The sequence below is a fragment of the Roseibium aggregatum IAM 12614 genome (genome assembly GCF_000168975.1).
Lineage (GTDB): Bacteria > Pseudomonadota > Alphaproteobacteria > Rhizobiales > Stappiaceae > Roseibium > Roseibium aggregatum.
Window position 1 is genome coordinate 25,341 of record NZ_AAUW01000015.1, and the last position, 24,496, is coordinate 49,836.

25 protein-coding genes are annotated in these 24,496 nt (G+C 60.4%); 18 read left to right on the forward strand and 7 right to left on the reverse strand.

All coding sequences use genetic code 11. From position 1 onward, the window contains the following. Positions 1-510: 510 nt before the first annotated feature. Complete coding sequence (locus SIAM614_RS30725) at positions 511-1,764, reverse strand: caspase family protein (protein ID WP_006937152.1); 1,254 nt, start codon at positions 1,762-1,764, stop codon at positions 511-513. Between the two features lie 238 nt (positions 1,765-2,002). Here SIAM614_RS30725 and SIAM614_RS19470 point away from each other — a divergent pair, with 238 nt between their 5' ends. The 3 genes from SIAM614_RS19470 to SIAM614_RS30730 are packed head-to-tail and all read left to right on the forward strand — an operon-like array spanning position 2,003 to position 6,060. Further along, positions 2,003-2,989 carry an OmpA family protein gene (locus SIAM614_RS19470; protein WP_157139967.1) on the forward strand — a complete coding sequence of 329 codons (987 nt, stop codon included), beginning with the start codon at positions 2,003-2,005 and terminating at the stop codon, positions 2,987-2,989. Positions 2,990-2,998: 9 nt separating this feature from the next. Beyond that, positions 2,999-4,618: a caspase family protein gene (locus SIAM614_RS19475; protein WP_006937161.1), complete on the forward strand. Its 1,620-nt coding sequence runs from the start codon at positions 2,999-3,001 to the stop codon at positions 4,616-4,618. Beyond that, on the forward strand, positions 4,615-6,060 hold the full coding sequence (locus SIAM614_RS30730; RefSeq protein WP_006937163.1) for a caspase family protein: 1,446 nt from the start codon (positions 4,615-4,617) through the stop codon (positions 6,058-6,060). The genes SIAM614_RS19475 and SIAM614_RS30730 overlap by 4 nt, the downstream gene beginning before the upstream one ends. A gap of 15 nt (positions 6,061-6,075) precedes the next feature. Here SIAM614_RS30730 and SIAM614_RS19485 read toward each other — a convergent pair whose 3' ends face one another. Continuing rightward, entirely contained in the window at positions 6,076-7,242 is a 1,167-nt protein-coding gene (locus SIAM614_RS19485) for a hypothetical protein (RefSeq protein WP_208984045.1), read from the reverse strand. A 91-nt stretch (positions 7,243-7,333) separates the two neighbouring features. On the opposite strand from SIAM614_RS19485, the gene SIAM614_RS32780 reads away from it, so the two are divergent. Both SIAM614_RS32780 and SIAM614_RS19490 read left to right on the forward strand, forming a co-directional pair. Further along, the gene (locus SIAM614_RS32780) at positions 7,334-7,573 is read left to right on the forward strand and encodes a hypothetical protein (RefSeq protein WP_208984046.1); all 240 of its coding nucleotides are present in this window, start codon (positions 7,334-7,336) and stop codon (positions 7,571-7,573) included. A 189-nt stretch (positions 7,574-7,762) separates the two neighbouring features. Then, entirely contained in the window at positions 7,763-9,208 is a 1,446-nt protein-coding gene (locus SIAM614_RS19490; RefSeq protein WP_006937167.1) for an SH3 domain-containing protein, read from the forward strand. 49 nt (positions 9,209-9,257) lie between these two features. On the opposite strand, the gene SIAM614_RS19495 is transcribed toward SIAM614_RS19490, so the two are convergent. Beyond that, on the reverse strand, positions 9,258-10,364 hold the full coding sequence (locus SIAM614_RS19495) for a YeeE/YedE family protein (RefSeq protein ID WP_006937169.1): 1,107 nt from the start codon (positions 10,362-10,364) through the stop codon (positions 9,258-9,260). Between the two features lie 125 nt (positions 10,365-10,489). Between SIAM614_RS19495 and SIAM614_RS19500 the strand changes: the two genes are divergently transcribed. Beyond that, complete coding sequence (locus SIAM614_RS19500) at positions 10,490-11,428, forward strand: MBL fold metallo-hydrolase (RefSeq protein WP_006937171.1); 939 nt, start codon at positions 10,490-10,492, stop codon at positions 11,426-11,428. A 24-nt stretch (positions 11,429-11,452) separates the two neighbouring features. Here the strand turns inward: SIAM614_RS19500 and SIAM614_RS19505 are convergent, their stop codons facing one another. The 3 genes from SIAM614_RS19505 to SIAM614_RS19515 all read right to left on the reverse strand — a co-directional run bounded on the left by SIAM614_RS19505 (position 11,453) and on the right by SIAM614_RS19515 (position 13,522). After that, complete coding sequence (locus SIAM614_RS19505) at positions 11,453-12,559, reverse strand: YeeE/YedE family protein (protein ID WP_006937173.1); 1,107 nt, start codon at positions 12,557-12,559, stop codon at positions 11,453-11,455. A gap of 144 nt (positions 12,560-12,703) precedes the next feature. Then, entirely contained in the window at positions 12,704-13,054 is a 351-nt protein-coding gene (locus tag SIAM614_RS19510) for an ArsR/SmtB family transcription factor (protein ID WP_006937177.1), read from the reverse strand. Positions 13,055-13,147: 93 nt separating this feature from the next. After that, the gene (locus SIAM614_RS19515) at positions 13,148-13,522 is read right to left on the reverse strand and encodes a hypothetical protein (RefSeq protein WP_006937179.1); all 375 of its coding nucleotides are present in this window, start codon (positions 13,520-13,522) and stop codon (positions 13,148-13,150) included. A gap of 92 nt (positions 13,523-13,614) precedes the next feature. On the opposite strand from SIAM614_RS19515, the gene SIAM614_RS19520 reads away from it, so the two are divergent. The 11 genes from SIAM614_RS19520 to SIAM614_RS19570 all read left to right on the forward strand — a co-directional run bounded on the left by SIAM614_RS19520 (position 13,615) and on the right by SIAM614_RS19570 (position 23,362). Continuing rightward, positions 13,615-14,349 (forward strand): cytochrome c biogenesis CcdA family protein, encoded by a 735-nt coding sequence (locus SIAM614_RS19520; RefSeq protein WP_006937181.1) that lies wholly within the window; start codon positions 13,615-13,617, stop codon positions 14,347-14,349. 33 nt (positions 14,350-14,382) lie between these two features. Continuing rightward, positions 14,383-14,976, forward strand: a complete 594-nt coding sequence (locus SIAM614_RS19525) for a SoxW family protein (protein ID WP_006937183.1) — start codon at positions 14,383-14,385, stop codon at positions 14,974-14,976. Positions 14,977-15,153: 177 nt separating this feature from the next. Continuing rightward, entirely contained in the window at positions 15,154-15,633 is a 480-nt protein-coding gene (gene soxX / locus SIAM614_RS19530) for a sulfur oxidation c-type cytochrome SoxX (RefSeq protein WP_006937184.1), read from the forward strand. A 23-nt stretch (positions 15,634-15,656) separates the two neighbouring features. Next, a complete protein-coding gene (gene soxY / locus SIAM614_RS19535) occupies positions 15,657-16,106 on the forward strand; it encodes a thiosulfate oxidation carrier protein SoxY (RefSeq protein ID WP_006937185.1) in 450 nt (149 codons plus the stop codon). Between the two features lie 97 nt (positions 16,107-16,203). Continuing rightward, positions 16,204-16,530, forward strand: a complete 327-nt coding sequence (gene soxZ, locus SIAM614_RS19540) for a thiosulfate oxidation carrier complex protein SoxZ (protein WP_006937186.1) — start codon at positions 16,204-16,206, stop codon at positions 16,528-16,530. Positions 16,531-16,703: 173 nt separating this feature from the next. Further along, positions 16,704-17,534, forward strand: coding sequence for a sulfur oxidation c-type cytochrome SoxA (gene soxA / locus SIAM614_RS19545; RefSeq protein WP_006937187.1), 831 nt, complete (start codon positions 16,704-16,706; stop codon positions 17,532-17,534). Positions 17,535-17,729: 195 nt separating this feature from the next. Beyond that, a complete protein-coding gene (gene soxB, locus SIAM614_RS19550) occupies positions 17,730-19,424 on the forward strand; it encodes a thiosulfohydrolase SoxB (RefSeq protein WP_040440636.1) in 1,695 nt (564 codons plus the stop codon). Between the two features lie 33 nt (positions 19,425-19,457). Further along, positions 19,458-20,732 (forward strand): sulfite dehydrogenase, encoded by a 1,275-nt coding sequence (gene soxC / locus SIAM614_RS19555; RefSeq protein ID WP_006937189.1) that lies wholly within the window; start codon positions 19,458-19,460, stop codon positions 20,730-20,732. Further along, positions 20,716-21,837: a c-type cytochrome gene (locus tag SIAM614_RS19560; protein WP_006937190.1), complete on the forward strand. Its 1,122-nt coding sequence runs from the start codon at positions 20,716-20,718 to the stop codon at positions 21,835-21,837. Before soxC ends, SIAM614_RS19560 begins: the two co-directional genes overlap by 17 nt. Positions 21,838-21,930: 93 nt before the next feature. Then, positions 21,931-22,368, forward strand: a complete 438-nt coding sequence (locus SIAM614_RS19565; RefSeq protein ID WP_040440637.1) for a DsrE family protein — start codon at positions 21,931-21,933, stop codon at positions 22,366-22,368. Positions 22,369-22,615: 247 nt separating this feature from the next. After that, positions 22,616-23,362, forward strand: a complete 747-nt coding sequence (locus SIAM614_RS19570) for a Crp/Fnr family transcriptional regulator (RefSeq protein WP_006937192.1) — start codon at positions 22,616-22,618, stop codon at positions 23,360-23,362. 30 nt (positions 23,363-23,392) lie between these two features. Here the strand turns inward: SIAM614_RS19570 and SIAM614_RS19575 are convergent, their stop codons facing one another. Then, positions 23,393-23,761 carry a response regulator gene (locus SIAM614_RS19575; RefSeq protein ID WP_208984047.1) on the reverse strand — a complete coding sequence of 123 codons (369 nt, stop codon included), beginning with the start codon at positions 23,759-23,761 and terminating at the stop codon, positions 23,393-23,395. Positions 23,762-23,883: 122 nt separating this feature from the next. Here SIAM614_RS19575 and SIAM614_RS19580 point away from each other — a divergent pair, with 122 nt between their 5' ends. Next, the gene (locus SIAM614_RS19580; RefSeq protein WP_157139969.1) at positions 23,884-24,246 is read left to right on the forward strand and encodes a hypothetical protein; all 363 of its coding nucleotides are present in this window, start codon (positions 23,884-23,886) and stop codon (positions 24,244-24,246) included. Positions 24,247-24,496 lie beyond the last annotated feature (250 nt).

A 24,496-nucleotide genomic window follows, 5' to 3' on the forward strand; every position in this document is an offset into this window, starting at 1 on the left:
GCAGCGCGAGCCGGGATCGAGGCGGCACAAGCCTTCGCGAAAAGTCAGGAGCCCGTCGCAAACACCCAGGCTCCCCGATCCCGGATCTCCGTTTCACTGCGTCCGGGATGACAAATTGCGAAGGCAGGAGACATCCAAAGACCGGAAAACACTCAAACAAGCCCGCCCGCGAACCACCCCCTCCATCGTCATCCCGGCCAAGCGCAGCGCGAGCCGGGATCGGGGCGGCACAAGCCTCTCGAAAAGTCAGGAGCCGTCTCAAACGCCCTCGGCACCGCGATTCAGGATCTCCGTTTCACTGCGTCCGGGATGACAAATTGCGATGGCAGTAGAAAACCTAAAGTCTCGAAAAGGCTCAAACAAAGCCCGCCGACCCAAACCACCCCACATTTGTCATCCCGGTCAAGCGCAGCGCGAGCCGGGATCGGGGCGGCACAAGCCTATCGAATCTTCGAGTATCCGTCTCCCGTCAACCTCTCCGTCTGAAACCTCCGCTAAATGCCGTCCGGATCAGTTGATCTTGAACTCGGCAAAGTGAAAGGCAACCAGTTCCGGGTCAGAGCCGATGGTTCCGGACATCTCGTTTTGCGCAAGCTGTCCGTTGATGCGCCGGAGAACTTCCTTCTTCTGCTGATCGGACAAGGCAGCGCCCATGGAGCAGAAGAAGCCGATGCGGTTGGCACCCTTTTCATCCTGCTCCTGCACGATCAGGCCATAGCGGGATCCGGGCGAGATTTCGTAGCGGATCTTGCCGCCGCCGAGGTCGACCGTCTTGAAGAACTTGGTCGGGATCGGTGTCACGCGGCTGGACGGCGTTATGTTGAAGAAATCCGGTGCGCATTGCTGTGGCACATCCGCCAGAACAGACACTTCTTCGCCGACACTGACCGAGCCGGGGTAAACAGCCAGCAGGGTCTGCTGATCGTCAGTCTCCGGGGCGGATGCGTTGGTGCGCTTGAAATAGAATTCCGTCTGCATCTGCGACAACTGCTGCGGGCGCTGCTCGCCATCGGTCTCGGCCATCACGTCGCGCGTCACCCGCTTCATCAGCACGGAGACTTCCGCATCCGGCGTATTGACATGGCGGGCCAGCGCCTTGGCGAAAGGCGAATTCTGTCCGGCACCGTCCTTGGCGACCGAATTCGGCAGCGTGGCGAAGGTCACCAGCATGTCGCCAACGGTGCGGATCGGAGCAAGCCCGCGAGTGATCCCGGCAGACCGCCCGTCGGAAGAGGACTGCGACAGAAGCTGTTCGGCAAAGGGATTGTTGCGGCAGGCATCGAGGAACAGGAGGCTGATCGGCACCTCTTCCATCACTTCCATGAACGAGCGCAGGCTGACCGTTTCCCGTTCGATCGACGTCGGCGATTTAAGCTGCGCATCCACGGGGATCAGATAGTTCTCGCCATCCTTCTGGATACCGTGACCGGCGAAATAGAGCACAGCCACATCCAGCTCCGGGGCGCGGTCGGCCAGATCGTCCAGAACCTTGCCGAGGCCATCCTCATCGAGATCAAAATGAACCGCCACTTCGAACCCGACCGCCTCCAGGGATTTGGCGACGAGATCCGCATCCCGCGCCGGGTTTCCAAGCCGTCCGATCTTTTCATAGGCCGAATTCCCGATAACGAGCGCAAACCGATTTTCCTCCGCCTGCGCCAGACCAGCCGCCATCAGAACAAGACAGCAGATCCCTGCCAGCAGCCTGGCACTTTTCGACAATTTACCGCGCAGCAACACTGCAACCTCATCCCTTGAAACCATCAATTTGAAATACCCCATGACGCCCTGACAATTGACTCAAGCGACCCTGCATGATGTTGTCTTGAGACCCGATTGAAACGCAATAAGGAACGGAGAAGCAACCGGGATTTTACTCCGGCAGGGCGCTTGCAACGTCAACGAGCCGTGAAACAACCGGCGCTCAACCCTTCGCTGCAATTACCCGCCAGACCGGCCTATTTTATTATCTTTCATGCAAGAGTTGGAGAGACTTTCCAGCATGCCACTTGTCCGAACTGTTTTATCTGCCCGCAAATTGCATCTGGCGGGTCTTGCCATCACCGCCGTCTTGGCCCTGCCCCTTCTGACAACGGACGCTTTCGCACAGCTTGTTTCCTGTGACAGCATTCAGAAAGATTGGCTCGCGATGCCGCTGAGCGCTAGTCACGAAGACCGCGTCAAGATCTACGACAGGGCTTTCAACGACAGTGACTGCGACGGCAGGATAGTCGAAGGCTTCGGCAAGGAAATCATCGATGCCCAGCTCGACATCATCGCACCCTTTCAGGATCTCGACGGCTATGACGGCAACCTTGAAACCCTGAAACAGGACCTTGCCGACCTTCAGGAATTCGGCAGCCACTGGCGCATTTCCTATCTCCTCGGCGAGATCCTCCGCAGGCAGCAACAGACCCTGCCAGCGTTCCGCGCCTATCAGGAAGCCCTTGGCCTGGTGGACGACACCGAGCTGACACCCGCCGAACCGGCACATGCCATGATCGCCCGGCTGCGCGACCGACTGGACGAACTGGCGGTGGTCGTTGCCCAGATTTCCGAGGAACCGCAAGACATCAAGATCCCGGTCACCCGCAGTGGCCAGTCGATCTCGCAATACAGCTTTTCCACGCGCGGCTACAAACGCAAGAAGACGCTGGTTCCGATCCAGTTCGTCTACGATCAGGACGTCATGACCAAGGCCGGCAAGACGAGCTTCGAGGACGTGCAGGAGGCTCTGGAAAAACAGGGGGCGCCGGACATCCAGGTCATAGGCCACACTGACCCGGTCGGCTCGGACGCCTATAATCTGCAACTGTCCCTGAAGCGTGCCGAAGCCGTTCGCAGCGCTTTGCTGGCAGCCGGATATTCCGGTTCCATAGAGGTGCTCGGCATGGGTGAAAGCCAGCCCTTCCAGTTCGACGATCCATCGCTCTACACCGAGGAGGTGCGCAATCAGGCGCACCGGCGTGTCGAATTCGTCCGGAAATAGGCGGCCCTCATGATCAGATCCATGCTGCCGGGCTTTGCCTCTGCTCTCGTTCTTGCAGCAGGTCTTGCTGCCCCGCTTCCCGCCTTTGCCGGAAACCTCTACGGCCTCGTCATCGGTATTGACGACTATCAGCACATCACCGACCTCAAGGGTGCCGTCAATGACGCACGGGATGTGGCCGGAACGCTGGAGAAGCTGGAGGCCAGCAAGGTCATCCTGCTGACCGATGCCGACGCCACGCGGGACAAGGTCTTTGCCGCCTGGCGTGAGCTGACGGAGCTTGCCGGCCCGGGCGACACGCTGGTGTTTCACTATGCCGGTCACGGTGCCCGGCAGGAAGCGATCCTTCCCGGACATGAAGAGCTGGACAACATGTTCCTGCTGGCCGGCTTTGATGAGACCGGCCCCGGCGTCAACGAGCGCATCATCGACAATGAGGTCGGCCATCTGCTGGCCGAAGAAAAAGAAGCAACCGTCGTCTTCGCAGCCGATAGCTGTTTTGCCGGCGACATGGCGCGGGCGGCGGATCTAAGCGCCGAAGTGCATGTGCGCGTCGCCGATATTCAGATCGACAAGTCTTCGGACCGGATTGCCGACCGGGTCAGGCAGCTCGGCGAAGTGCAGGAAGACGCCCTGCGCAACGTCATCTGGCTTTATGCCCAGGATCGCAACAAGGTCACCCAGGAAGTGCGCATCGGCGACGAGTTGCGCGGGGCGCTGTCCTATGCCTTTTCCCGCGCCCTTGAAGGCGAGGCGGATGCTGACGACAACGGTGTCCTGAACACGGCCGAGCTGAAGCGTTACGTCAACACGTCGGTGAAACGCCACACCGAGCGGCGGCAGCGGCCGGAAGTCAATTCCGGATCGCGGGACCTGGAAATCCTGCTGCAGGATGCAGCCGGCGCCCCTGCCCCTGCCCCTACCCCTGCCCCTGCCCCTGCCCCTGCCCCTGCCCCTGCCGCAGACACCGGATTGCCGGAGCTGACGCTCTACACTGAGCCCGGCACAAATCTTCCTTCCCTGTCCGGCATCCGCAAGGTCGACAGCAAGGAAGAGGCTGATCTGATCTATGACGGCGACGGCTCTTCGCTGGTCTACAAGACCGGTGACGTGATCGCTTCGTTTCCCGCGCCGCCTTCCGCTGAGGCCCTGCAGGCAACCGTCGACAAATGGCGTTTCCTCGCCTTTCTGATCGGCTTTGCCGAAGCTGAAGGACCGGATCTGGACCTTTCCGACGGCAACCGGACCTATGCCGAAGGGGAAGAGGTGACGTTCTCGATCCGCTCGCCCGACCATGAAAATGCCGTCCTCTTCAACCTTGCCTCCAACGGCACCGTGCAACTGGTCGGCCCGGTTCGCAGAGGCAAGCGCGGTCTGGCGGCCGGCAAGCTCCGCCCCGGACGGACGGACAGTTTCCGCTCCGCGGTGATCCCGCCTTTCGGCGCCGACCACCTCGTTGCCATCACGACACCGTCCCCCCTGCCCGATCTCGTGGATGCGGTTCAGGACGCACAAGAGAACAACGATCTTGCCACCCTGGCGAAAGAACTCCAGCACACCCTCAACGGCCAGCCCTTCGGTCTCGACTGGGTCGGACTTTATACGCGCGAAAAGGGAGACCTTCAGTGAAAACCGGATACCTCAAGGCCTTCGCCGCAACCATTTGCCTGTGTCTTTCCGCCGGCACGGGTCAGGCCGCGCAAAAGGCATTGCTGATCGGCGCTGGCGTCTACCCCTATCAGCCACCCGACGCACAACTTTCCGGCCCGGCCAACGATGTGCGCCAGATGGCCTCCTTCCTTCAAGAAGACTGGGGTTTCACCAAATCGGACATCCGGATCCTGGTGGAGGAAGGCGCTGCAAAGAACAGCATTCTTGGCTCGATCACCGGTTGGCTCGTCAATGAGACCCGCCCCGGCGACCGCGTCATCATCTATTATTCCGGTCACGGCTCCCAGGTTCCCGACCGCAACGGCGACGAGGAAGACGGCCTCGATGAAACCTTCGTTCCGACCGACTACGGCCACAGGGGCGCGCGGGCAGAGGATATGCTCAGCGATGATGAAATCGCCTCTGCACTGGCGACTTTGAAGGGCCGCGAAGTGATTCTGATCGCCGATTCCTGCCATTCCGGCACGGTCAACCGCGATGTCGTGCCGGATCTTTCCTCAAAGGGTGTCGACGCGAAGGCGCGTTACCTGCCGTTCACGGGCGTTTCCAGATCCCTGCCGGTGGTTCGCGACGAGGAGCCTTTGGCGCGCGAAACCAACGTTCACCTGACCCTGTCCGCTGCCCTGCCGCATCAGCTTGCCTGGGAAACCAACGGCTCGGGCATCTTCACCCAGAACCTGATCCGGGGCCTGCGCACACGTGAGGCCGACCTCAACGGCAATGGCCGTATTACCACCGCCGAACTTTTGAACTATCTGCGGCCACGCACGGAACAATGGTGCCAGCGCGTGGAAGACTGCCGCGATCTGCAGTTCACGCCGAACATGTCACCGCGCAACGAAGCCTTCATTTTGCAGCCAACCTCGGTCGAAGGGCCTGTCCAGACGGTGACCGGGACGACCGCCGACGATGTTTCCGACGTATTGCCGGAACAATCCTCGCAGGACATCAAGGTCTCCATTCTGCCCGGTGCCGTGCATGAGATCGGTGACGAGGTCCAGTTCCAGCTCACCAGCGCGGTCGACGGCTACCTGACCCTTTTCGACCTGACCGTGGAAAACGATCTGGTGCTGCTGTTCCCCACCGATGAGGACCGCTCCGCCGGCAAGACCGGCCGCATCCGGGCGAACTCCGCCCTCACGGTCCCGGACCCCTCTTATGGTTTCAGCTTCGAGGCAGAAGCACCGGCCGGCAAGGGCAAGCTGCTGGCGATCGTGACCGAGGATTCGGTGGATCTGGAAAACCTTCTTGCCGCCAACGGTGAATTCGAGCCAATCGGCGACAAGATCGATTTCATGAAGGAACTCTCCGGCCGCCTCAATAAGGTCTGGACCTCGGACACTACCAATCGCAGCGCCCGTTGGGCCGCCGGCTACAAGGACTATGAAATCCGGCAGTAGCCGGCGGCGACCAGATCAGGAAGTCTTCCTGAAACAGAACACGTTGCCTGAAGAAGTGTTCTTCAGGCAGCTTGTCTCCCAATCCTCGGCAACAGGTTTCGGCTTGGTTTTCTGCCACAGGGTTTCTGCCAGTGCGCCATTGACCAGTACCTTGCCACCCTGACGTTCAATCACGGTAATGCTTCCGGACGGCCACTGATAGGACTCGAGCGTGTAACTCTCCAGACCCGCATTCAGCGATGTGAGCGACGTCATTTCGCAAGGTTCGTCGTCGATATTCGTGTCGCCCTTGAACACCAGACAACTGCCTTTCTGCGGGGCCCCCAGCTTTTTGGCGACGATCTGATCCAGACTGACCGTTTCAGCCCCCTCGGCCAGCGACATGATCTCGGAAAATGTCATGTCACCCGGATACATGAAGAAGTTCGGGACAGCGACGTACCAGCCGTTGCTTGCCTCAACCTGTGCGCTCATTTCCATGCGACCGATGTCGAAACGGCCTGAACAGCCGATATCACCCAGTTCCGTGCCGCCATCGGTAACGAATTCGATGATGCCATCCGTCTCGTTGATCTTGAAGCTCTGGAAACTGTCTGGTGTGACGTCAACGGTCGACCAGCGCGAATGCGGAAGAATGGCGTCCGGGTTGTCTTCGTTTTGTTCGGCCGAATAGTTTGCCGGCGTCGCACCGTCTTCGGGCGTATATTGCCGGGACAGCTTCGAACAGGCTTCCGCGATGTTGGAAGAGGTAGGCCTGGCGATCTTTGGCAGCCCGGCCACCTGGATGTTCCAGTGGGCTGCATCGCCGATTTTTTCCACGAAGTACATGTCGTCCGGCGGCGTCGCCAGCATGGTCTGCAGAAGCGACAATCTCAGGCGCAGGGCCTCCATGCGCGCGGCAACAGCGCCCATGCTTTTCAACGCAAGCCCGAAAGCCTTGCCAACGTCGTCCCGGCTGTAGGTCCCTTCCCGCAAGGTCAGCGAAATGGAATGAAAGCCGAGTTTGCCGTTCACATGCAGAACCCGGTCGGCGATCCGTCCGATATCACTTTCCGTATTCTCGCCCCCCGCCATGAAGAAGACCGCGCAGGCAGACTCGCACCTTGCCCCTGCCGGTACTGCAGTCCCCAGACCGTGCACCCAGTAGCTGCTGCCATATCCCTTGAGCAGATAATCGGCCATACGGATAGCCTCGGACAAGGATCCGCCAGGACTGTCCAGACACAGTCTGCCGTGTGACCTGTTACCCGTGTCGTCTCCCAGTACAACACCGTTGATCGGCGTATCGCGCCTCTCCCACAGCCCGGCCAAAAAAGTTTTCAACTTTTCGGTGTCGCCAGGCGCAATCTGCCCGCTGATGGTGGCAACACATTTCAATTCCGCATCGCCGCCTTCGGCGAAATCAGCTGCATTGGCAGAAAAAGTCACGCTGGCAAAACATGCCAGCCAGCAGAACAACAGACGAAAAACCTTCATGAAATCCCCCAGCGTTTTCTCCCGCACAAAAGCGTGACGTTGGGCCATCCGTCAAGAACGTCAACAGGCATATCAGTCCGGAACCAGTCGAAAGCCCACCCTCACCAGGCACTTTTTGCAACCGCCCCACAACCACTTTTGGCTTGCGAAAGTAACGCAGCTGGATTTGTCTGTCTCAAGGCATCCCGACATCAGGATGCCGTTTCAATCAGGACCCATGGCACCCATGTTTTTCAGATTAAGTCTTTTCTGCCTTTCACTCGTTTTCTCGGTTTCGCAGCTTTCTGCCGCCGAGATTACACAGCGTCCCGATCTCGCCCCGCGGCTGGCCCAACTGAAGCCGTTGTATCCGGGCAAGCGCTCCGCCGGCAGCAGCGTGGTCAATGACCAGCAGGGGACCATTTTCTTGATTTCCGGTGTCATCGAAAAAGGCGATCTGGAAAAGCTGAAAGCGGCTCTCGAAGGCACCTGGGGCAAATACATCGTCTTCGACAGCCCCGGCGGAAGCTTTCTGGAAGGGATCCGCATCGGCCAGTATCTGCAATACAACGTGGGCTCGCAGGACCCGGATCTCTACGGCGTTTTTGTGCTCAACGGCAATCGGTGCCTGTCCGCCTGCGCCCTCGCCTTCACTCTGGCCGCAACCCCGCGCAATGCCGTTTACGGTGACGACATCCGCTTTCTGGAAGCGGGAGCGGCCCTTGGCTTCCACATGGCCTTCCTGCCCGATGACAAGGCCAACCAGCTTGTTGCGGTGAAGGAAGCCATGAACCTGGCCTATGAAGTGACGCAGACCTACGTCAAGCTGATCAAGGGCGGGATAGCCCCGTCTATTCTGTTGCAGGAGGCGCTGTCCCACCGCACCGCCGACAGCTTCTTTTATCTGGCTGGCGGCATCCGGTCCTTTGCCATGGGCCTGACGCCGGTATCTGTTGGCGCCATTGCGGACCCGATCAACAAGAGCGCTCTCTACATGGACACGGTCGGAGCCATGTGCACGCAGCTTTTTCTCGCCGACAACACTATCAAGAAATCGGAAGTTGAATACGAATTCGGCGCAATAGAAGGCTTTGCTCCGGACCCCAAGCAAACCCGGCTGGAAGATCTGACCCAGCAGTTGGGCTCACGCCGCATTGCCGCCAGCCACAACGGTGCTGCCTATTGCACGGTCGAACTGTCCGACGACGGCACCGTTGGCATGCGGCTGACCGCCGGGCCCCTGCCCTGCTCCGACGGCCGATCCGATGCCCCGACGTGGTGTGCAATCCAGGGACCGTTTGAAGACACCCTGCCGAAAGTGACCAACGCGCTTCTTGCCGACGCCGCAAGCTGCAACGGCGGCACCCTGACGAACGAATACGCCTACTGGACGAGCGATGTCATCGATTATGACCTGGGCGAAGAAGCCCCGACAGTTATCGCTGACCCGTATGATTGGATGCGCACCATCGCGCGGGACGTCAACGTTCGCCAGCAACCGTCTCTGGACTCGGAGGCTGTTGGCCGGGTGCAGATTGGCGACAAGGTCAGAATCTCCGGCTGCCGCATTGTCTCGGGGCCGCAAGGTGTCTGGTATCAACTGTCGACCGGAGGCTGGATCAGCGCCCGCTTTGTTGCCGAATTCGATCAGTTCACGCGTCCGGCAACGGAAGAAATCATGATCGGCCGATAAGGCGGATGTCCACACCACTGCGGCAGGCAAACCCGCGCCTTGCTTGGCCTCACGTTGCCGCTTTCACAGGCTCCACGACAGGTGCCACCCCGGCCGACTGGGCCCGGGCGTCATAGTTTGTCAGCAAGCGGTCGGCGACACCGGCGGAGAGCCAGATGGCAGTCAGGGTGATCCACGCTGTCAGCGCAAAGATGGACGCCCCGGTGATGCCCGCCCCGACGGCACAGCCACCGGCCAGCATACCGCCAAAGCCCATGAGCGTTGCACCGGTGAGATAACGCGCCATCGATTTGCCGCCCTCAAAGCCCTGAAGAGCCAGTTCCCGCGTCACGAAAGCCGCCAGGAATGAGCCAAGAAAAACGCCCGGCACCAGGCCGACATCGAAATCGAGCAGATCGCCCGGCGGCGACAGCACCAGCATAAGGGCGTCGGCGGATGGACCGGTGAAGGTCACCCCCTCCACCTGCACGGGATCGAACGCCTGCCGCGCCATGGCCGATGTGAACCACCAGGCCAGCGGGATTGCCAGCCCCGCGCCCGCCGCCGCCACAAGCTGCCAGAGCTTCACCCGCGAGCGCCATGCAAACACGAGCCCTGCGGCCAGCCACAGTGCCGTGAACCCGAAGGTCACGGATGTGCTCAGTCCCAGCATCTCGGTCAGATCGTTGCCGCCGATGTCCCCTGTCGTCCAGAGGCCGGCTAACCATTCGCGCACCGGCTTCAACAGACCGCGCAGGCTGGCCTGGGCGACAACGGCAAAGACGAGGCCGGACAGTAGCGCCCGCAGATTGCCCGTGGCCGACAGCACCAGCAGGCGGCTGGCGCAACCGCGGGCCAGCACCATGCCGGTGCCGAACATCAAGCCGCCCAGAAGGGCTCCGGAAAGGCTCTGCGGTGAGGCAAGCTGCCGGGCTTCGTTCGCCTGGATCTCGCCCAGATGGATCAGAAGCTGCGTGCACAGCACCGCGGCGGAAAAGGTCAACAACCAGACCGGCAGCCGGTCCTTCGGCGCACCGCGCGAGAATTCCAGGCTGGCGGCGCGCAGGCAGAAGCGGCTTTGCTGGGCAAAGGCGCCGAACAGTATCCCGACAACGAGACCGCCGATTGCCAGCGACCAGGGCTCGGAAAATTCATCCAGAAGAAATGTCAGATCCATGAGCCTCTCCCGGCCACATTGCGTCCTCACGTTTCGTCAGCTTGAGGCCGTTTCACTGCGACAGGCATTGACCTCTCTCAATGAAACATAGATAAATTCAAAAGTTTGAATGTGTGGAGGATGCCATGTCCAGGCAATTTCGGAAAGATCTGACGAGACGCAACGTTCTTGCCGGAGGCCTCGCGCTTGCGGCCACAGGACTGGCCGGGCGGATTACGCCCGCCTTCGCCACCGCGAACATGACCCTGGGCCCACTTGAGGTCACCGTCTTTTCCGATGGCCACCTGACCTTGCCGATGAGCTTCATCCTGCCCGAACAAAGCGAAGAAGAGATCGCAGCGCTGCTGAAACCCCATGGCCTTGCCACGGACGCGCTGACGCCGGACTGCAACATCACATTGCTGCGGACCGGTGACCGCACAGTCCTGTTCGATGTCGGCTCGGGCGCCAACTTCCAGTCGACAGCAGGTGAGTTGCCGGGCCACCTGGCAGAAGCCGGCATCGATCCGTCGGACATCACCGACATCATCTTCACCCATGCCCATCCCGACCACCTGTGGGGCGTTCTGGACGATTTTGACGACCCGCTTTATCCGGAAGCCCAGATCTGGATGCCGCAGGCCGAATGGGATTACTGGCGCGCCGACGACACGCTGGCCAAGACGCCAGAGGAGCGCAAGAGCTTCGTGGTCGGGGCGCAATCTCGTTTCGACGTGATCGAGGATCGGGTGACCATGATCAAACCTGGCCAGGAAGTGCTGCCGGGCGTTGAGGCCGTCGATACGGCGGGCCACACCCCCGGCCACATGTCCTATATGCTGCACGGCGGCTCCGAGAGCCTGCTGGTGGTGGGCGACGCGATTTCCAATACGGTGATTTCGTTCGAAAAACCCGGCTGGGCCTCCGGCTCCGATCAGGACCGCGACATGGGCATTGCCACACGCAAGGCGCTGCTCGACCGGTTGGCGCAGGACGGTTCCCGCGTCATCGGCTACCACTTCCCACACCCCGGCGGCGGGCACGTCGAACGCTCCGGAGAGGCCTACAGCTTCGTTGCGGTCTGAAGAACTGGATCACCGGCGGCGGGATTACTCCGCCGCTGAGTGATGCGCGGCGCCCTGGTTGCGCTGGAAGGCGGCAAAAACGTTGCCTTCCACAAGCCAGGCAAGGCCGACCCGCGCCCCAAGTGCCATGGACACCATGACGACCGGCGCGGAAATCGCCAGCGTGGAGAAGCCGGTGATGCCCTGCCCCACCGTGCAGCCCATGGAAAACACCCCACCGACGCCCATCAGCGTGCCGCCCAGAAGATGTCGGCCGAGTTCGCGGGCATCGTCGCAGGCTTCCCAGCGGATATCCCGCTTCCACAGGGCGGCGATGACGGCTCCGAAAAGCGTGCCGACAATCAGACCGACGCCGTAATCCGGCAAGGTTCCCGTGTAGGTGATGAGCTGCATGATAGTATCGCCCACCGGCACCACGAAGGAACCGGCTTCGATCTGGATCGGATCGAAGGAGCGCGCGGCCAGGAAGGTTGTCGCCCACCAGCCGAAGGCAATCACGCTGCCGATCACGACACCGGTTCCGATCTTGCTCCATTGACGGCGGTAGGACGCCGATTTGAAGATCCAGACCAGCCCCGCAAGCGCGATCACGATGGCGACCACACCCTGCAGCTTCATGCCGAACAGGGTCGAGACAATGTCGCCCATGGACTGACTGCCACTTGCAGTGAAGGAAACGGCAAGATCATCGACAAGCGGCACCCGCAGGATGCCGACGATGCCCCGTTGGGCGGCGAGCGCCGACAGGCCGATCACCGTCAGCACCACCAGTGCCCGCAGGCTTCCGCCGCCCAGACGCAGAACGGCACCGAAGCCGCAGGTGCCGACAAGCGCCATGCCGATGCCGAACATGAAGCCGCCCAGGATGGCGCCCGTCCAGGCAAATTCCGGTGACAGATAGAAGGAGGCGGACGTATCGGCCAAGCCGAAGGCAACAAGCACTTGCGTGCCGATGAGCGCGGAGACTGACGCAAGCACCCAGGTTCTGAGGGCGCTGCTGTCGCCCGCATACCAGAGCCGTTCCAGTGCGGACAGGGTGCAGAAATGGTTCGACCGGGCGACGAAACCCAATACGCATCCCGCAAGCACACCGAGAAGTGGTGTCAGCATCACCGGATCAAGATTGACCATGCGCGTCCTACCCTCCGCCGGATTGTCCGGCCGCGTTTCCCGTCTCCGCTCTGTCGGCGATTTTCATGAACCGTAGCAGGCGGCGTATACGGCAGCAATCGAACTCGTTGCTGCAACGCACGCATGCCGGCGCGCTGCCTGCGCCTATTTCTCCGGGGCGCGAACGTCCTTGCAGAACAGGTCGTAGAGGCTCGAGATGATCGAGCTCACTTCATCGTTCATCAGGCTGTAGTAGATCATGCGCCCGTCGCGCCGCGACTGCACCAGGCCCTCCAGGCGAAGGCGGGCAAGCTGCTGGGAGACTGCCGCCTGCGGCATGGTCAGGATTTCCTCGAGCTCGGAAACCGACTTTTCGCCTTCCGACAGCAGACACAGGATCACGAGGCGCACTTCATGGGAAAGGGCCTTGAGCAGATCGCTCGCCTTCCGCGCCTGCTCCATCAGCAGGTCGAGGTCCTTTGCATCCAGATTCTTGTCCAAGGCCGGCAGTATCATCCGGAACCCACACCTTCTTCAAGCAATCGCCATTGCAGCGCACAAATCCAATTTACAGAGTCATGCCTTAACTTCCGCAGCGGATCAACAACCTCACTCGGTGGTGTCAGGAAGCTTTCCCAGCATATCGGTCAGCATGGGCCAGAAAAAGTGCTCTCCCGGGTAGCCCCGCAGCCGGTCGATTTCAACGCCGTCGGCCACCAGAATGAAGGTTGGCGTCATGCGTTCTTTGGGAATTCCGGCCAGATCCTGCGGCCAGGCGTCGGTGATGTCGACGCGGCGCAGCGGTGCCTGCCGGCCTTCCGCCGTTTTCGGGTAGGCAATGCCGATTTCCTCGTTCCAGCGCTTGCACCAGACACACCCAGGCTGTTCCAGCATGACCAGTTCGGCACTCCACACCGGCATGGCCTGAAACAGGGCGGACAACAACACTCCGGCAAGGATCATCGCTCGGGTCGCAACGGACATTTTGCAATCTCCACATTTCTTCCATTGCAATATATAGGAACTTTTGAATATTTTAAAGCAACCGAAGATCGAGTTTCTCTGGGAGGAAATGAATGCTCGATGTTTCTCTGGGCGCTGCCTTTCTGGCAGGTCTGCTCTCATTCATTTCACCCTGTGTATTGCCGATTGTGCCGCCCTATCTGTGTTACCTGGCCGGTGTCAGCGTCGATGAACTGAAGGGCGAAACCGCAACCGCAGAAACGGGCCGCCGGGTGATTCTGGCCGCCATCGCTTTCGTGCTCGGCTTTTCGCTGGTGTTTGTTGCCCTTGGCGCAACGGCCAGCGTTATCGGCCAGTCGATCGCCCGCTACTATGATATCCTGTCGTATGTCGCAGGGGCGATCATCATCGTCATGGGCCTGCATTTTCTAGGCGTCTTTCGCATCGGACTTCTGTTTCGCGAAGCGCGCATTCATGTGGAACGCAAGCCCGCGGGCCTGGTCGGCGCCTTCGTCATGGGCCTGGCTTTCGCCTTCGGCTGGACACCCTGCGTCGGCCCGGTTCTGGCTGCGATCCTGTTCGTGGCCGGGTCATCGGACACAACCTGGCACGGCGCAGGCCTGCTCGCGGTCTATGCGCTCGGCATCGGCCTGCCGTTCATCCTGGCGGCAGCATTTGCCAGCCGGTTCCTGAAATTGGCCGGCCGTTTCCGCAAACACATGGGCACGGTGGAAAAGATCATGGGTGGCCTGCTGGTCCTCACCGGCCTGCTGTTCATCACCGGGCAAATGTCGGCCATCGCCTTCTGGTTGCTCGAAACATTCCCGATTTTCTCGCAAATCGGCTGACCGGCCGGTATCCGGTCCAGGGAGGACAATGACATGCGTATCTGGAAACATATGGTTCTGGCGGTCGAACTCTTGGTGGCCCTGACCACGACCGCGCTCGCCGCAACGCTCGGCGACGACGGCCTGCACAAGCAGCCCTGGTTCACCGTGACGTTTCGCGACATCGGCGAAGACATTGAAACCGCTGCCGGTGAAGGCAAGCGCCTGGCGATCATCTTCGAGCAGCGCGGCTGCATCTATTGCCGCCAGATGCACGAGAAGATCCTCTCCGATCCGGAGGTGACCGACTACATCAAAGAGAATTTCATGGTCGTGCAATACAACATGTTCGGCGATGAGGAAGTGATCGATCTGGACGGCGAAGAGCTGACCGAGAAGACCGCCGCCCGCAAGTGGGGCTATGTCTTCACACCCACAATCGTGTTCCTGCCGGAGGAGGTTCCGAGCGAGGGAACCGTGTCTGAAGTGGCTGTTGCAACGATGCCTGGCGCCTTCGGCAAGTGGACATTCCTGAACATGTTCCGCTGGGTCCGGGAAAAAGGCTACGAGGGCGACGAACATTTCCAGAAGTATCATGCCCGCATAATCAACGAGTTACGCGAAAAAGGCCGGCTCGACGCGGAATAGGAAGCATGGAAAAAACAGGTTTATGCCTCATAAGGCAAAAGGCCTATTGCATAACATATGCAAAAAATCATATCTTTTAATATGAGGAGGACAGGCAGGCCGGGGGATCGGACCTGCCGAAGGAACGCAAGCGGCACCACAGCCGGCCGTTCCGCACTGAGGAGGAAAGCCGACACAATGTTCAAGGGCGCGACACAATTCAGCCTGCCGGCGGCCTTTGCCGGCCTGGCCGTCCTGGCCGCTTCGGCAGCGGCCGCCGGGACGGTTGCTCCGGACAGCGTTCCCATCGAGGATATGGAACTGTCCCAATCCCTGACGGGCGTTCCGGGGGACCCGCTTGCCGGACGCGAAGCCTTCGCCGACCGCAAGAAGGGCAATTGCCTGGCCTGTCATGCCAATGCCGATCTCAGCGACCAGCTGTTCCACGGCGAAGTCGGACCCGTCCTAGACGGCGCAGCCGACCGCTGGAGCGAGGCGCAACTGCGCGCCATCGTGGTCAACAGCAAGGACGTTTTCGGCGACCAGACCATCATGCCCGGTTTCTACACCCTGAAGGTGGGCATCAACGTCGACGAGGAATTCGCCGGCAAAACCATCCTGTCAGCGCAAGAGGTAGAGGACGTCGTCGCCTATCTCCTGACGCTGAAAGAGAATTGATCTCGGGTTTCAAGGAGCAAGAGATGAGCTTTACAAGACGCCAGGTGTTTGGCCTCACGATCGGAGCCGCCGCTTTTGTGGCAGCCGGATCGCGGGTTTCCTTCGCCGCAACCGACCAGACCGAAGAAGCAATCAAGGCCTTTACCGGCGGAGCCGAGCCCAAGGAGGGAACGGTGTCTCTCGACACGCCGGAAATCGCCGAAAACGGCAACACGGTGCCGGTCGGCGTGTCCGTCGACAGCCCGATGACGACAGACAGCTTTGTTGAATCCGTCCTGATCCTGGCCGACGGCAACCCCAATCCGGCCGTCGCGACATTCCACTTCACCGCCATGAGCGGGGTTGCGGAAGCCAAGACGCGCATCCGGCTGGCCAAGACGCAGAACGTCATTGCCGTGGCCAAGATGAACGACGGTTCCACCTTCATCGACCGCAAGGAAGTGAAAGTCACCATCGGCGGCTGTGGCGGCTAATCCGCAAGAGCACAAGCGGCTTGTCCGCAGGACCGGCCCCGGCTTTTAGCCGAACGGCCGCCCGGCAAGCAGATCAGGGATACGAAGGAACGAAATCATGGCAGATCCGAAACCGCGCGTGAAAGTGCCCAAGAAGGCAGCAGCGGGCGAAGTCATCACCATCAAGACGCTTATCAGCCACCCGATGGAATCCGGTCAGCGCAAGGACAAGCAGGGCAACCTCATTCCGCGCCAGATCATCAACAAGTTCACCTGCGAGTTCAACGGACAGGTGGTGTTTTCCTGCGACATGGACCCGGCCGTCTCGGCGAACCCCTACATGGAGTTCAATGCCAAGGTGAACGAGTCCGGCACGTTCAAGTTCACCTGGGTCGACGATGACGGCAGCGTCTACGCGTCCGAGAACAAGATCACTGTTGAATAGGCAGCGGCCCAGCATCTGCGGCTGTGACATCGCAGCCGGTTGAACAGCCGGAAGCAGATTGCATCGAGAGTGTCGGAACATCGTATCTGCAGTCAGTCGAAGGCAGGGTGTTCCAGGGATCGCTCAAATCGGGAGGAGACGATTTGGCCAATAGAACGAAACGCATAGCCACCATGCTCGCAGCATTGATGGTCAGCACAAGCGCTAGCCTGGCCGGGGGGCCGGTTGACGAAAAGCTCGTTATCGACGGTGAACTGGAAATCGACACCCGCGTACCGGCACCGGAAGGTCACCCTTTCGATGAACTGATCTCCGGTTGGCATTACCGTACGGACGAGACCCGTGATCTTGAAGCCGACAGCTTCCAGAACCCGGGCATGCTCTATGTCGAACGCGGCGAGGAAATCTGGAACACGGTGGATGGCGCAGCAGGAAAATCCTGTGCATCCTGCCACGAGGACGCCGAAAGCTTCCTCAAGGGCCTTGGTGCAAGCTATCCCAAGTGGAATGAGGATGCCGGCAAGCCGTTCAACATCGAGCTGCAGATCAACCAGTGCCGCGAACAGAACATGCAGGCAGAGCCCTACAAGTTCGACGCGCCCGATCAGAAAGCCCTGACGACCTACATCAAGCACCAGTCACTCGGCATGCCGATGCACGTCGACCTGAGCGAAGGCGAGATGCAGGCCTGGTGGGAAAAAGGCAAGGACCTCTACTACACCCGAACGGGTCAGTTGAACCTGTCCTGCGCCACCTGCCACGAGAACTACAACGGCAGCTATATCCGGGCTGATCACCTCAGCCAGGGCAACGTCAACGGCTTCCCGACGTACCGTCTGAAGCAGAGCGAGATGGTATCGCTGCACAACCGCTTCCGCGGATGTATTCGCGATACACGCGCAGCCTTCCCGCCAGCCTTCTCCGACGAGCTTATGGCTCTGGAGGTTTATGTGACCTGGCGCGGGTCCGGGCTCGACATCGAAACCCCGGCGGTCCGCCAGTAGGCTGACCGTTCAACCTCCGGCGCGGTCACAGCCGCCGCGCCGGTTTCTTTCCCGGTGTTGCAACAGGCGGAAAGAGCAGGCTGACAACATCACCGTCCCGCACGTGGGATAACCGGGGTGCACGGCATTGCCGCGCATCAACGGGAAAATTATGCAACCGGCCCGGCAACGGCCGTTGGTTTGGAGAAACCGAGAATGTTCTCAAGACGTGAGTTCCTGATGGCGGCAACCGCGACAAGCGCCTTGCTCGGATCGGGCATGGCGGGTTCGTGGTCCCGGCTGATGGCGCAACAGGCCCTGACAGAGGACCAGCTCCTGGGCATGGAAGCCAAGGGCACGCTCACGCTGGTGCATATCACCGATATCCACGCCCAGCTAAAGCCGATCTACTTCCGCGAACCGTCCATCAACCTGGGCATCGGAGACGTCAAGGGCAAACCGCCCCATGTCACCGGGGCGGATTTCCTGAAGCTCTACAACATCGAGGCCGGGTCACCGGATGCCTATGCGCTCACGTCTGAAGACTTTGTCGCCCTGGCCAGGACCTACGGCAAGATGGGCGGCATGGACCGGGTCGCGACCGTCATAAAACGCATTCGCGCAGAACGCGGCGCCGATAACGTTCTTCTCCTGGATGGCGGCGACACCTGGCAGGGCAGCTACACGTCGAATGTGACCCAGGGCGAAGACATGATCACGATCATGAATTCGCTGGAACCGGACGCGATGACCGGGCACTGGGAATTCACCTATGGCACCGACCGGGTGCAGGAAGTCATCGACAGCCTGCCCTTCGCCTTCCTCGGCTCAAACATCTACGACAACGAATGGGACGAGCCGGCGTTCGAATCCTGGAAGATGTTCGAGCGCGGCGGGTCCAAGGTCGCCGTCATCGGCCAGGCCTTCCCCTATACCCCGATTGCCAATCCGCGCTGGATGATCCCCGGCTGGTCCTTCGGCATCCGCGAGGAAGACATTGCCAAGCATGTGGCCGAGGCCCACGACGAAGGCGCTGAAATCGTCGTGCTGCTGTCCCACAACGGCTTCGACGTCGACCGCAAGCTGGCGTCCCGTGTCGATGGCATCGACGTCATCCTCACGGGCCACACGCACGACGCCCTGCCGGAACCGGTCATCGTCAACGACACGCTGGTGATCGCCTCCGGCTCCAACGGCAAATTCGTCTCCCGGGTGGATCTCGATGTCCAGGACGGCAAGCTGGCGGGCTATGCCTATCGCCTGATCCCGATCTTCTCAGACGTCATCACACCCGATGCGGATATGGCAGCGCTGATCGATGAGGTCCGCGCACCCTACGAAGCGGATCTCGCCCGCGTTCTCGGCAAGACCGAGAACCTGCTCTACCGGCGCGGCAACTTCAACGGCACCTTCGACGATCTGATCTGTCAGGCGCTTCTGAGCGAACGTGACGCCGAAATTGCCCTGTCGCCCGGCTTCCGCTGGGGGACGTCGCTTCTACCGGGCCAGGACATCACCTTCGAGGACGTCCACAATGCCTGCGCCATGACCTATCCGGCGGCCTACCGCTCGCCGATGACCGGTCAGATGCTGAAGGACATTCTGGAGGATGTCGGCGACAACCTCTTCAACAAGGACCCTTACTACCAGCAGGGCGGCGACATGGTCCGCGTTGGTGGCATGGGCTACACCATCGACCCCGGCAAGGAGATCGGCGAGCGCATTTCGGGCATGACCCTGCTCGCCACCGGCGAAGCCATCGATCCAGCCCGGGAATACATCGTTGCCGGCTGGGCCTCGGTCAACGAGGGCACGGAAGGCCCGCCCATCTCCGAAGTTGTCGAAGCCTATCTCACAAGCAATCCCGTGGTCAGCCTGCCGGACAACCAGTCCGTCAAGCTGGCAGGATGATGCCTTTTCTTCAGAGACCCTGAGGACACGATCATGACTGACAAAACCATTTCAAAGACGCCGGGCCTGTCCAGGCGCTCCCTTCTGAAAGCAGGGTTCGCAGCGGGAGCCGTTGCAGGCACCGCAGGCGCTGCGCGCGCGGCAGGCGATCCGCTGATCACCGAGATACAGGACTGGAACCGCTATCTCGGCGACGGTGTCCAGGCGCGCCCGTATGGCGTGCCGTCGGAATTCGAGGCCCATGTGGTTCGCCGCGACGTGGAGTGGCTGACGGCCTCCACCGAAAGTTCGGTGAACTTCACTCCGCTGCACGAGCTGGACGGCATCATCACGCCCAACGGCCTGTGTTTCGAGCGCCACCACGGCGGCATCGCCGACATCAACCCGGCCGATCACCGGCTGATGATCAACGGCCTTGTCGACACGCCGCTGGTCTTCACAATGGAAGACCTGAAGCGCTTCCCGCGGGAGAACCGGGTCTACTTCCTGGAATGCGCCGCCAACTCCGGCATGGAGTGGCGCGGCTCCCAGCTCAACGGCTGTCAGTACACCCACGGCATGGTCCATTGCGTGATGTATACCGGCGTGCCGCTGAAGCTGATCCTGGAAGAGGCAGGTCTGAAAACCAACGGCAAATGGGTGATGCCTGAAGGCGCCGATGCTTCGGCCATGACCCGCTCCATCCCGATAGAAAAGGCCCTCGACGACTGTCTGGTCGCCTTCAAGATGAACGGTGAGGCCCTGCGCCCCGAACAGGGCTATCCGCTGCGCCTGGTCGTGCCCGGCTGGGAAGGCAACATGTGGGTGAAATGGCTGCGCCGGATCGAAGTGGGGGACGAACCCTGGCACCAGCGCGAGGAGACGTCAAAATACACGGACCTTCTGGAGAACGGCAAGGCCCGCCGCTTCACCTGGGTGATGGATCCGAAATCCGTCATCACCTCGCCGAGCCCGCAGGCCCCGATCAGCCATGGCAAGGGGCCGATGGTCATCTCTGGCGTCGCCTGGTCCGGTAACGGACGGATCAAACGGGTCGATGTATCGCTTGATGGTGGCCGTAACTGGAAGACAGCCCGTCTGGACGGCCCGAGCCTGTCCAAGGCCATGCACCGCTTCTACCTCGACATCGACTGGGACGGTTCGGACATGCTGCTCCAGTCCCGCGCGATGGACGAGCACGGCTTCTTCCAGCCGACCAAGAACGAGCTGCGTGCCGCCCGCGGCGAAAACTCGATCTACCACAACAACGGCATCCAGACGTGGCATGTCAAAGCAGACGGAATGGTGGAAAATGTCGAAGTTTCTTAAAGCCCTCAGCCTTGGAACCCTGATCGCCACCCTGCCCCTGCTTGCCGCGACGGCCCATGCGGGTGATGCCGAAAAGGGCGAAAAGGTCTTCAAGAAATGCACTGCCTGCCACGCTGTGGGAGAAGGCGCAAAGAACAAGGTCGGTCCGGAACTCAACGAGGTTTTCGGCCGCACCGCTGGATCGCTCGAGGACTACAAATATTCCAAGGCGATGATCGATGCCGGCAGCGGCGGTCTCGTCTGGGACGAGACGACGCTGACGACCTATCTGACCAAGCCCAAGGACATGGTCAAGGGCACCAAGATGGCCTTTGCCGGTTTGAAGAAGCAGGAAGATCTGGAAAATGTGATCGCCTATCTGGCCACCTTCTCCAGCGCTGCGGCTCCAGCCGACCAGCAAAGCGCCGCAGAACCGGCTGCCGAAGAGACCGAAACCGCCAGCGCCGACACAGCGGTGGAAGCCCCGGCCGTACCCGTGTCCGAAACCCGTGATGGCGGTGTCTTCGGTCTGGGCCGCGCTGCGACGGAAGACGAGGTCGCGGCCTGGGACATCGACATCCGCCCCGACGGCACCGGCCTGCCGGAAGGCTCCGGTACGGTCGCCGATGGCGAAGTGCTGTTCACCGAGAACTGCGCGGTCTGTCACGGCGACTTCGGTGAAGGCGTCGGCCGCTGGCCGGTTCTGGCGGGCGGTCAGGACACCTTGACCGAGGAACGCCCGGAAAAGACCATCGGCTCCTACTGGCCGTATCTCTCCACGGTTTACGACTATGTCCGCCGCGCCATGCCATACGGCAACGCCCGGTCCCTGTCGGATGACGACGTCTATGCGTTGACCGCCTACCTTCTCTATCTGAACGACCTCGTCGAGGACGAGGACTTCGAATTGTCGAAAGACAATTTCCAGGAGATCCGTCTTCCCAACGAGGAAAATTTCATAGCCGATGATCGTGCCGAGGAGCCGCATTATGCGGCCAAGGCCGAACCCTGCATGAGCGACTGCAAGGACAGCGCGGTCGAGATCACCATGCGCGCCCGTATTCTCGACGTGACCCCGGGTTCCGTCGACGACGACGAGGCCTCGGGCATGGGAGGCGTCGACTGACATCGTTTTGCGGCAGCGGCCCATAAAAGAAAGGCCGCCCGCGCAAGGCCGCCGCAGGGTATCCTGCGGCGTTAGGAGGAGGAAACGATGGGAATGTTTTCAAGACTGGCAGTGGCCGCTTCGGCCCTGCTGATGCTTGGCTCTGCCGTTTGGGCGGACGACGGCGTCCACAAGCTTGCCCTGCAAGTCAGCGATAATGATCCGCAGAAGATGAACACCGTTTTGAACGTCGCGTCCAATGTGGCCCGCCACTACTCTGAAATCGGCGAGGAAGCCGACATCAAGATCGTTGCCTTCAATGCGGGCCTGCACATGTTCCGGGCCGACACGTCTCCCGTTTCGGACCGCATGAAATCCTTTGTGCAAAGCATGCCGAATGTCTCCTTCGAGGCTTGCGACAACACCCGACAGGGCATGGCCAAGAAGGAAGGCAAGGACATTCCGCTGCTGGAAGGTGTCGAAATCGTCCCCGCCGGAGCTGTCACGCTGATGGAGCTGGACGAAGACGGCTACACCATTTTGCGTCCCTGAGCCTTGATAGGTTGCCGCGCGGACGGGTTCAGCGCCCGCGCGGCCTCATTCTATCCGGCACAAGGCCGCCGGACTGTCCAACCTCTCTCTCCGACGCGGCCGATTGTCTGTAGTGGCAAATCATGCGGCGCCAGGTGAGCCTGCGTCCGGTACCGGACGGACGTGCCTTCCCCTACCTTACAGCCTCGAGTGGGAACTTGCGGCTGTCCAAAGCGTTTTGATCAATTGCAATGGAGAAGCCATTTCAATGACCGAAACTGCCGCGTTTCAAACCAATTGCCGAACATGCCCCCTGCGACAGAAAACTGCGTTCCGGCCTCTGGAAGGGAAGGAACTGGACTTCATTTCGAATTTCAAAAGCGGTGAACTGACGGTCGAGGCCGGGGCGACGATCGTTCAGGAAGAAAACAAGAGCCCTCATCTCTACACCATTCTGGAAGGCTGGGCCTTTCGTCACAAGACGCTAAACGACGGCCGTCGGCAGGTGTTGAATTTCGCCCTGCCGGGCGACCTCGTCGGCATCCAGCTTGCTGTTCTGAAAGACATGCAGCACTCCGTCACGGCCCTCACCGACACCACCTTGTGTGTCTTTCAACGCGACAAGGTCTGGTCGATATTCAAGGACCATCCAGGCCTCGCCTTTGCGATGACATGGATTGCCGCGCGCGAGGAACAGATACTGGACGGGCACATCATCAGCCTCGGCCAACGCACCGCGCTGGAGCGGCTCTCCTATCTCATCCTGCACCTTTACGACCGGGCGCAGGACGTTGGCTATGCCAGCAATCAGATGCTTGATGCGCCCTTTTCCCAAAGCCATCTGTCAGATGCACTCGGCATCACCCCGGTGCATACAAGCCGGACACTGCGGAAACTTTTTGAAAGAGAGCTGATCAGCTGGGAGAAAGACCGCATCCGCGTGCTGGACAGGGACGCCCTTGCGAAGCTCGCTTCTTACGAAGCCGTATTGGATGAACCGCGTCCGCTCATCTGAGCAGCCCGCCATATTCCCCACACCCTTGGCTCAGATCAGGGCATCGATCTGAGCCTTGGTATAAGGCTTGCTCAGGATGACGTGGCCTTCGAAATCTGTCGGCAGAGGGCCAAGATCGCTGTAGCCGCTGGCAAAGATGAACTTGGTCCCCTTTTCCAGAAGCTGCCTGGCGAAAGCCAGACTCGTATCGTCGCCGATCTTCACATCCAGAATGACGAAGCTGAACAGGTGTGCTGCCAGTACCTCCGCCGCTTCCGCAAGACTTGCGAGCGTCTCGACCGGCGAGAACCCGAGCTCTTCCAGCATCATCTGCGTATCGAGCGCGATGATCGGATTGTCTTCGACAACCAGCGCAGCGCCGCGCTTTTCCGGCACGGTTTGATAAGTTTCCGTTGTCACGAGGGTTCTCATTGTCAGTTTGTTGACTGCCCGCAAGATGGCACGAAACAAGCCCCCCTGCATTAACATAAGTTATAAGTGCGCTTTATTTTCTACTTCGATCCCTGTCCATCTGGAAATTAATGGGCAGCGTGAAACCTTTTCTTAACTTGGGCGTTTACGGGGTGGAGGTAGACATTATGTTCACGCTACGCAAACGAATTCCGACCAACGCCCCTGCTGCAATCGCCGTTGCTGCGCTTCTGGCATCTAGCCTGATTGTTGCAGAGCCGTTTTTCTCCAAACAGGCTGACGCGGAAACCGCTCACAAGAGCGACACCGCCGTAGCAGCAGAAGTTGAACAGAAGGCTGCTCCCAAGGGCGACCTGAAGGTTGAACTGGCCGACGTCCACGGGCGCCCGACGCGCTGTGTGTCCGGCAACGGCGTAACCACCTGCACAGGTTGGCCCATTGCGCACGGAATGCTCGCGTACAATGAAAAGTAAAGAGTTCTTGAGACAAGAGAATTGAAAAGCCGCCTCTTCCAGGCGGCTTTTGTTTTGTCTGCCTGCATTTCCGCGACAGAACAACTTGGTCTGGCATAGCCCTGGGTTTTGTCCCATTGAGAACCGACTAGCGAAGATCGAAGTTGCCTGCTTGGTAATCCCTGGACGCAGGCTTGAACCCCTCTCCGGAACTCGGCCCGGAGCGACACGATGCTTCACGCTGGGGCGTACCCCGGCGGGCAGCGGACTG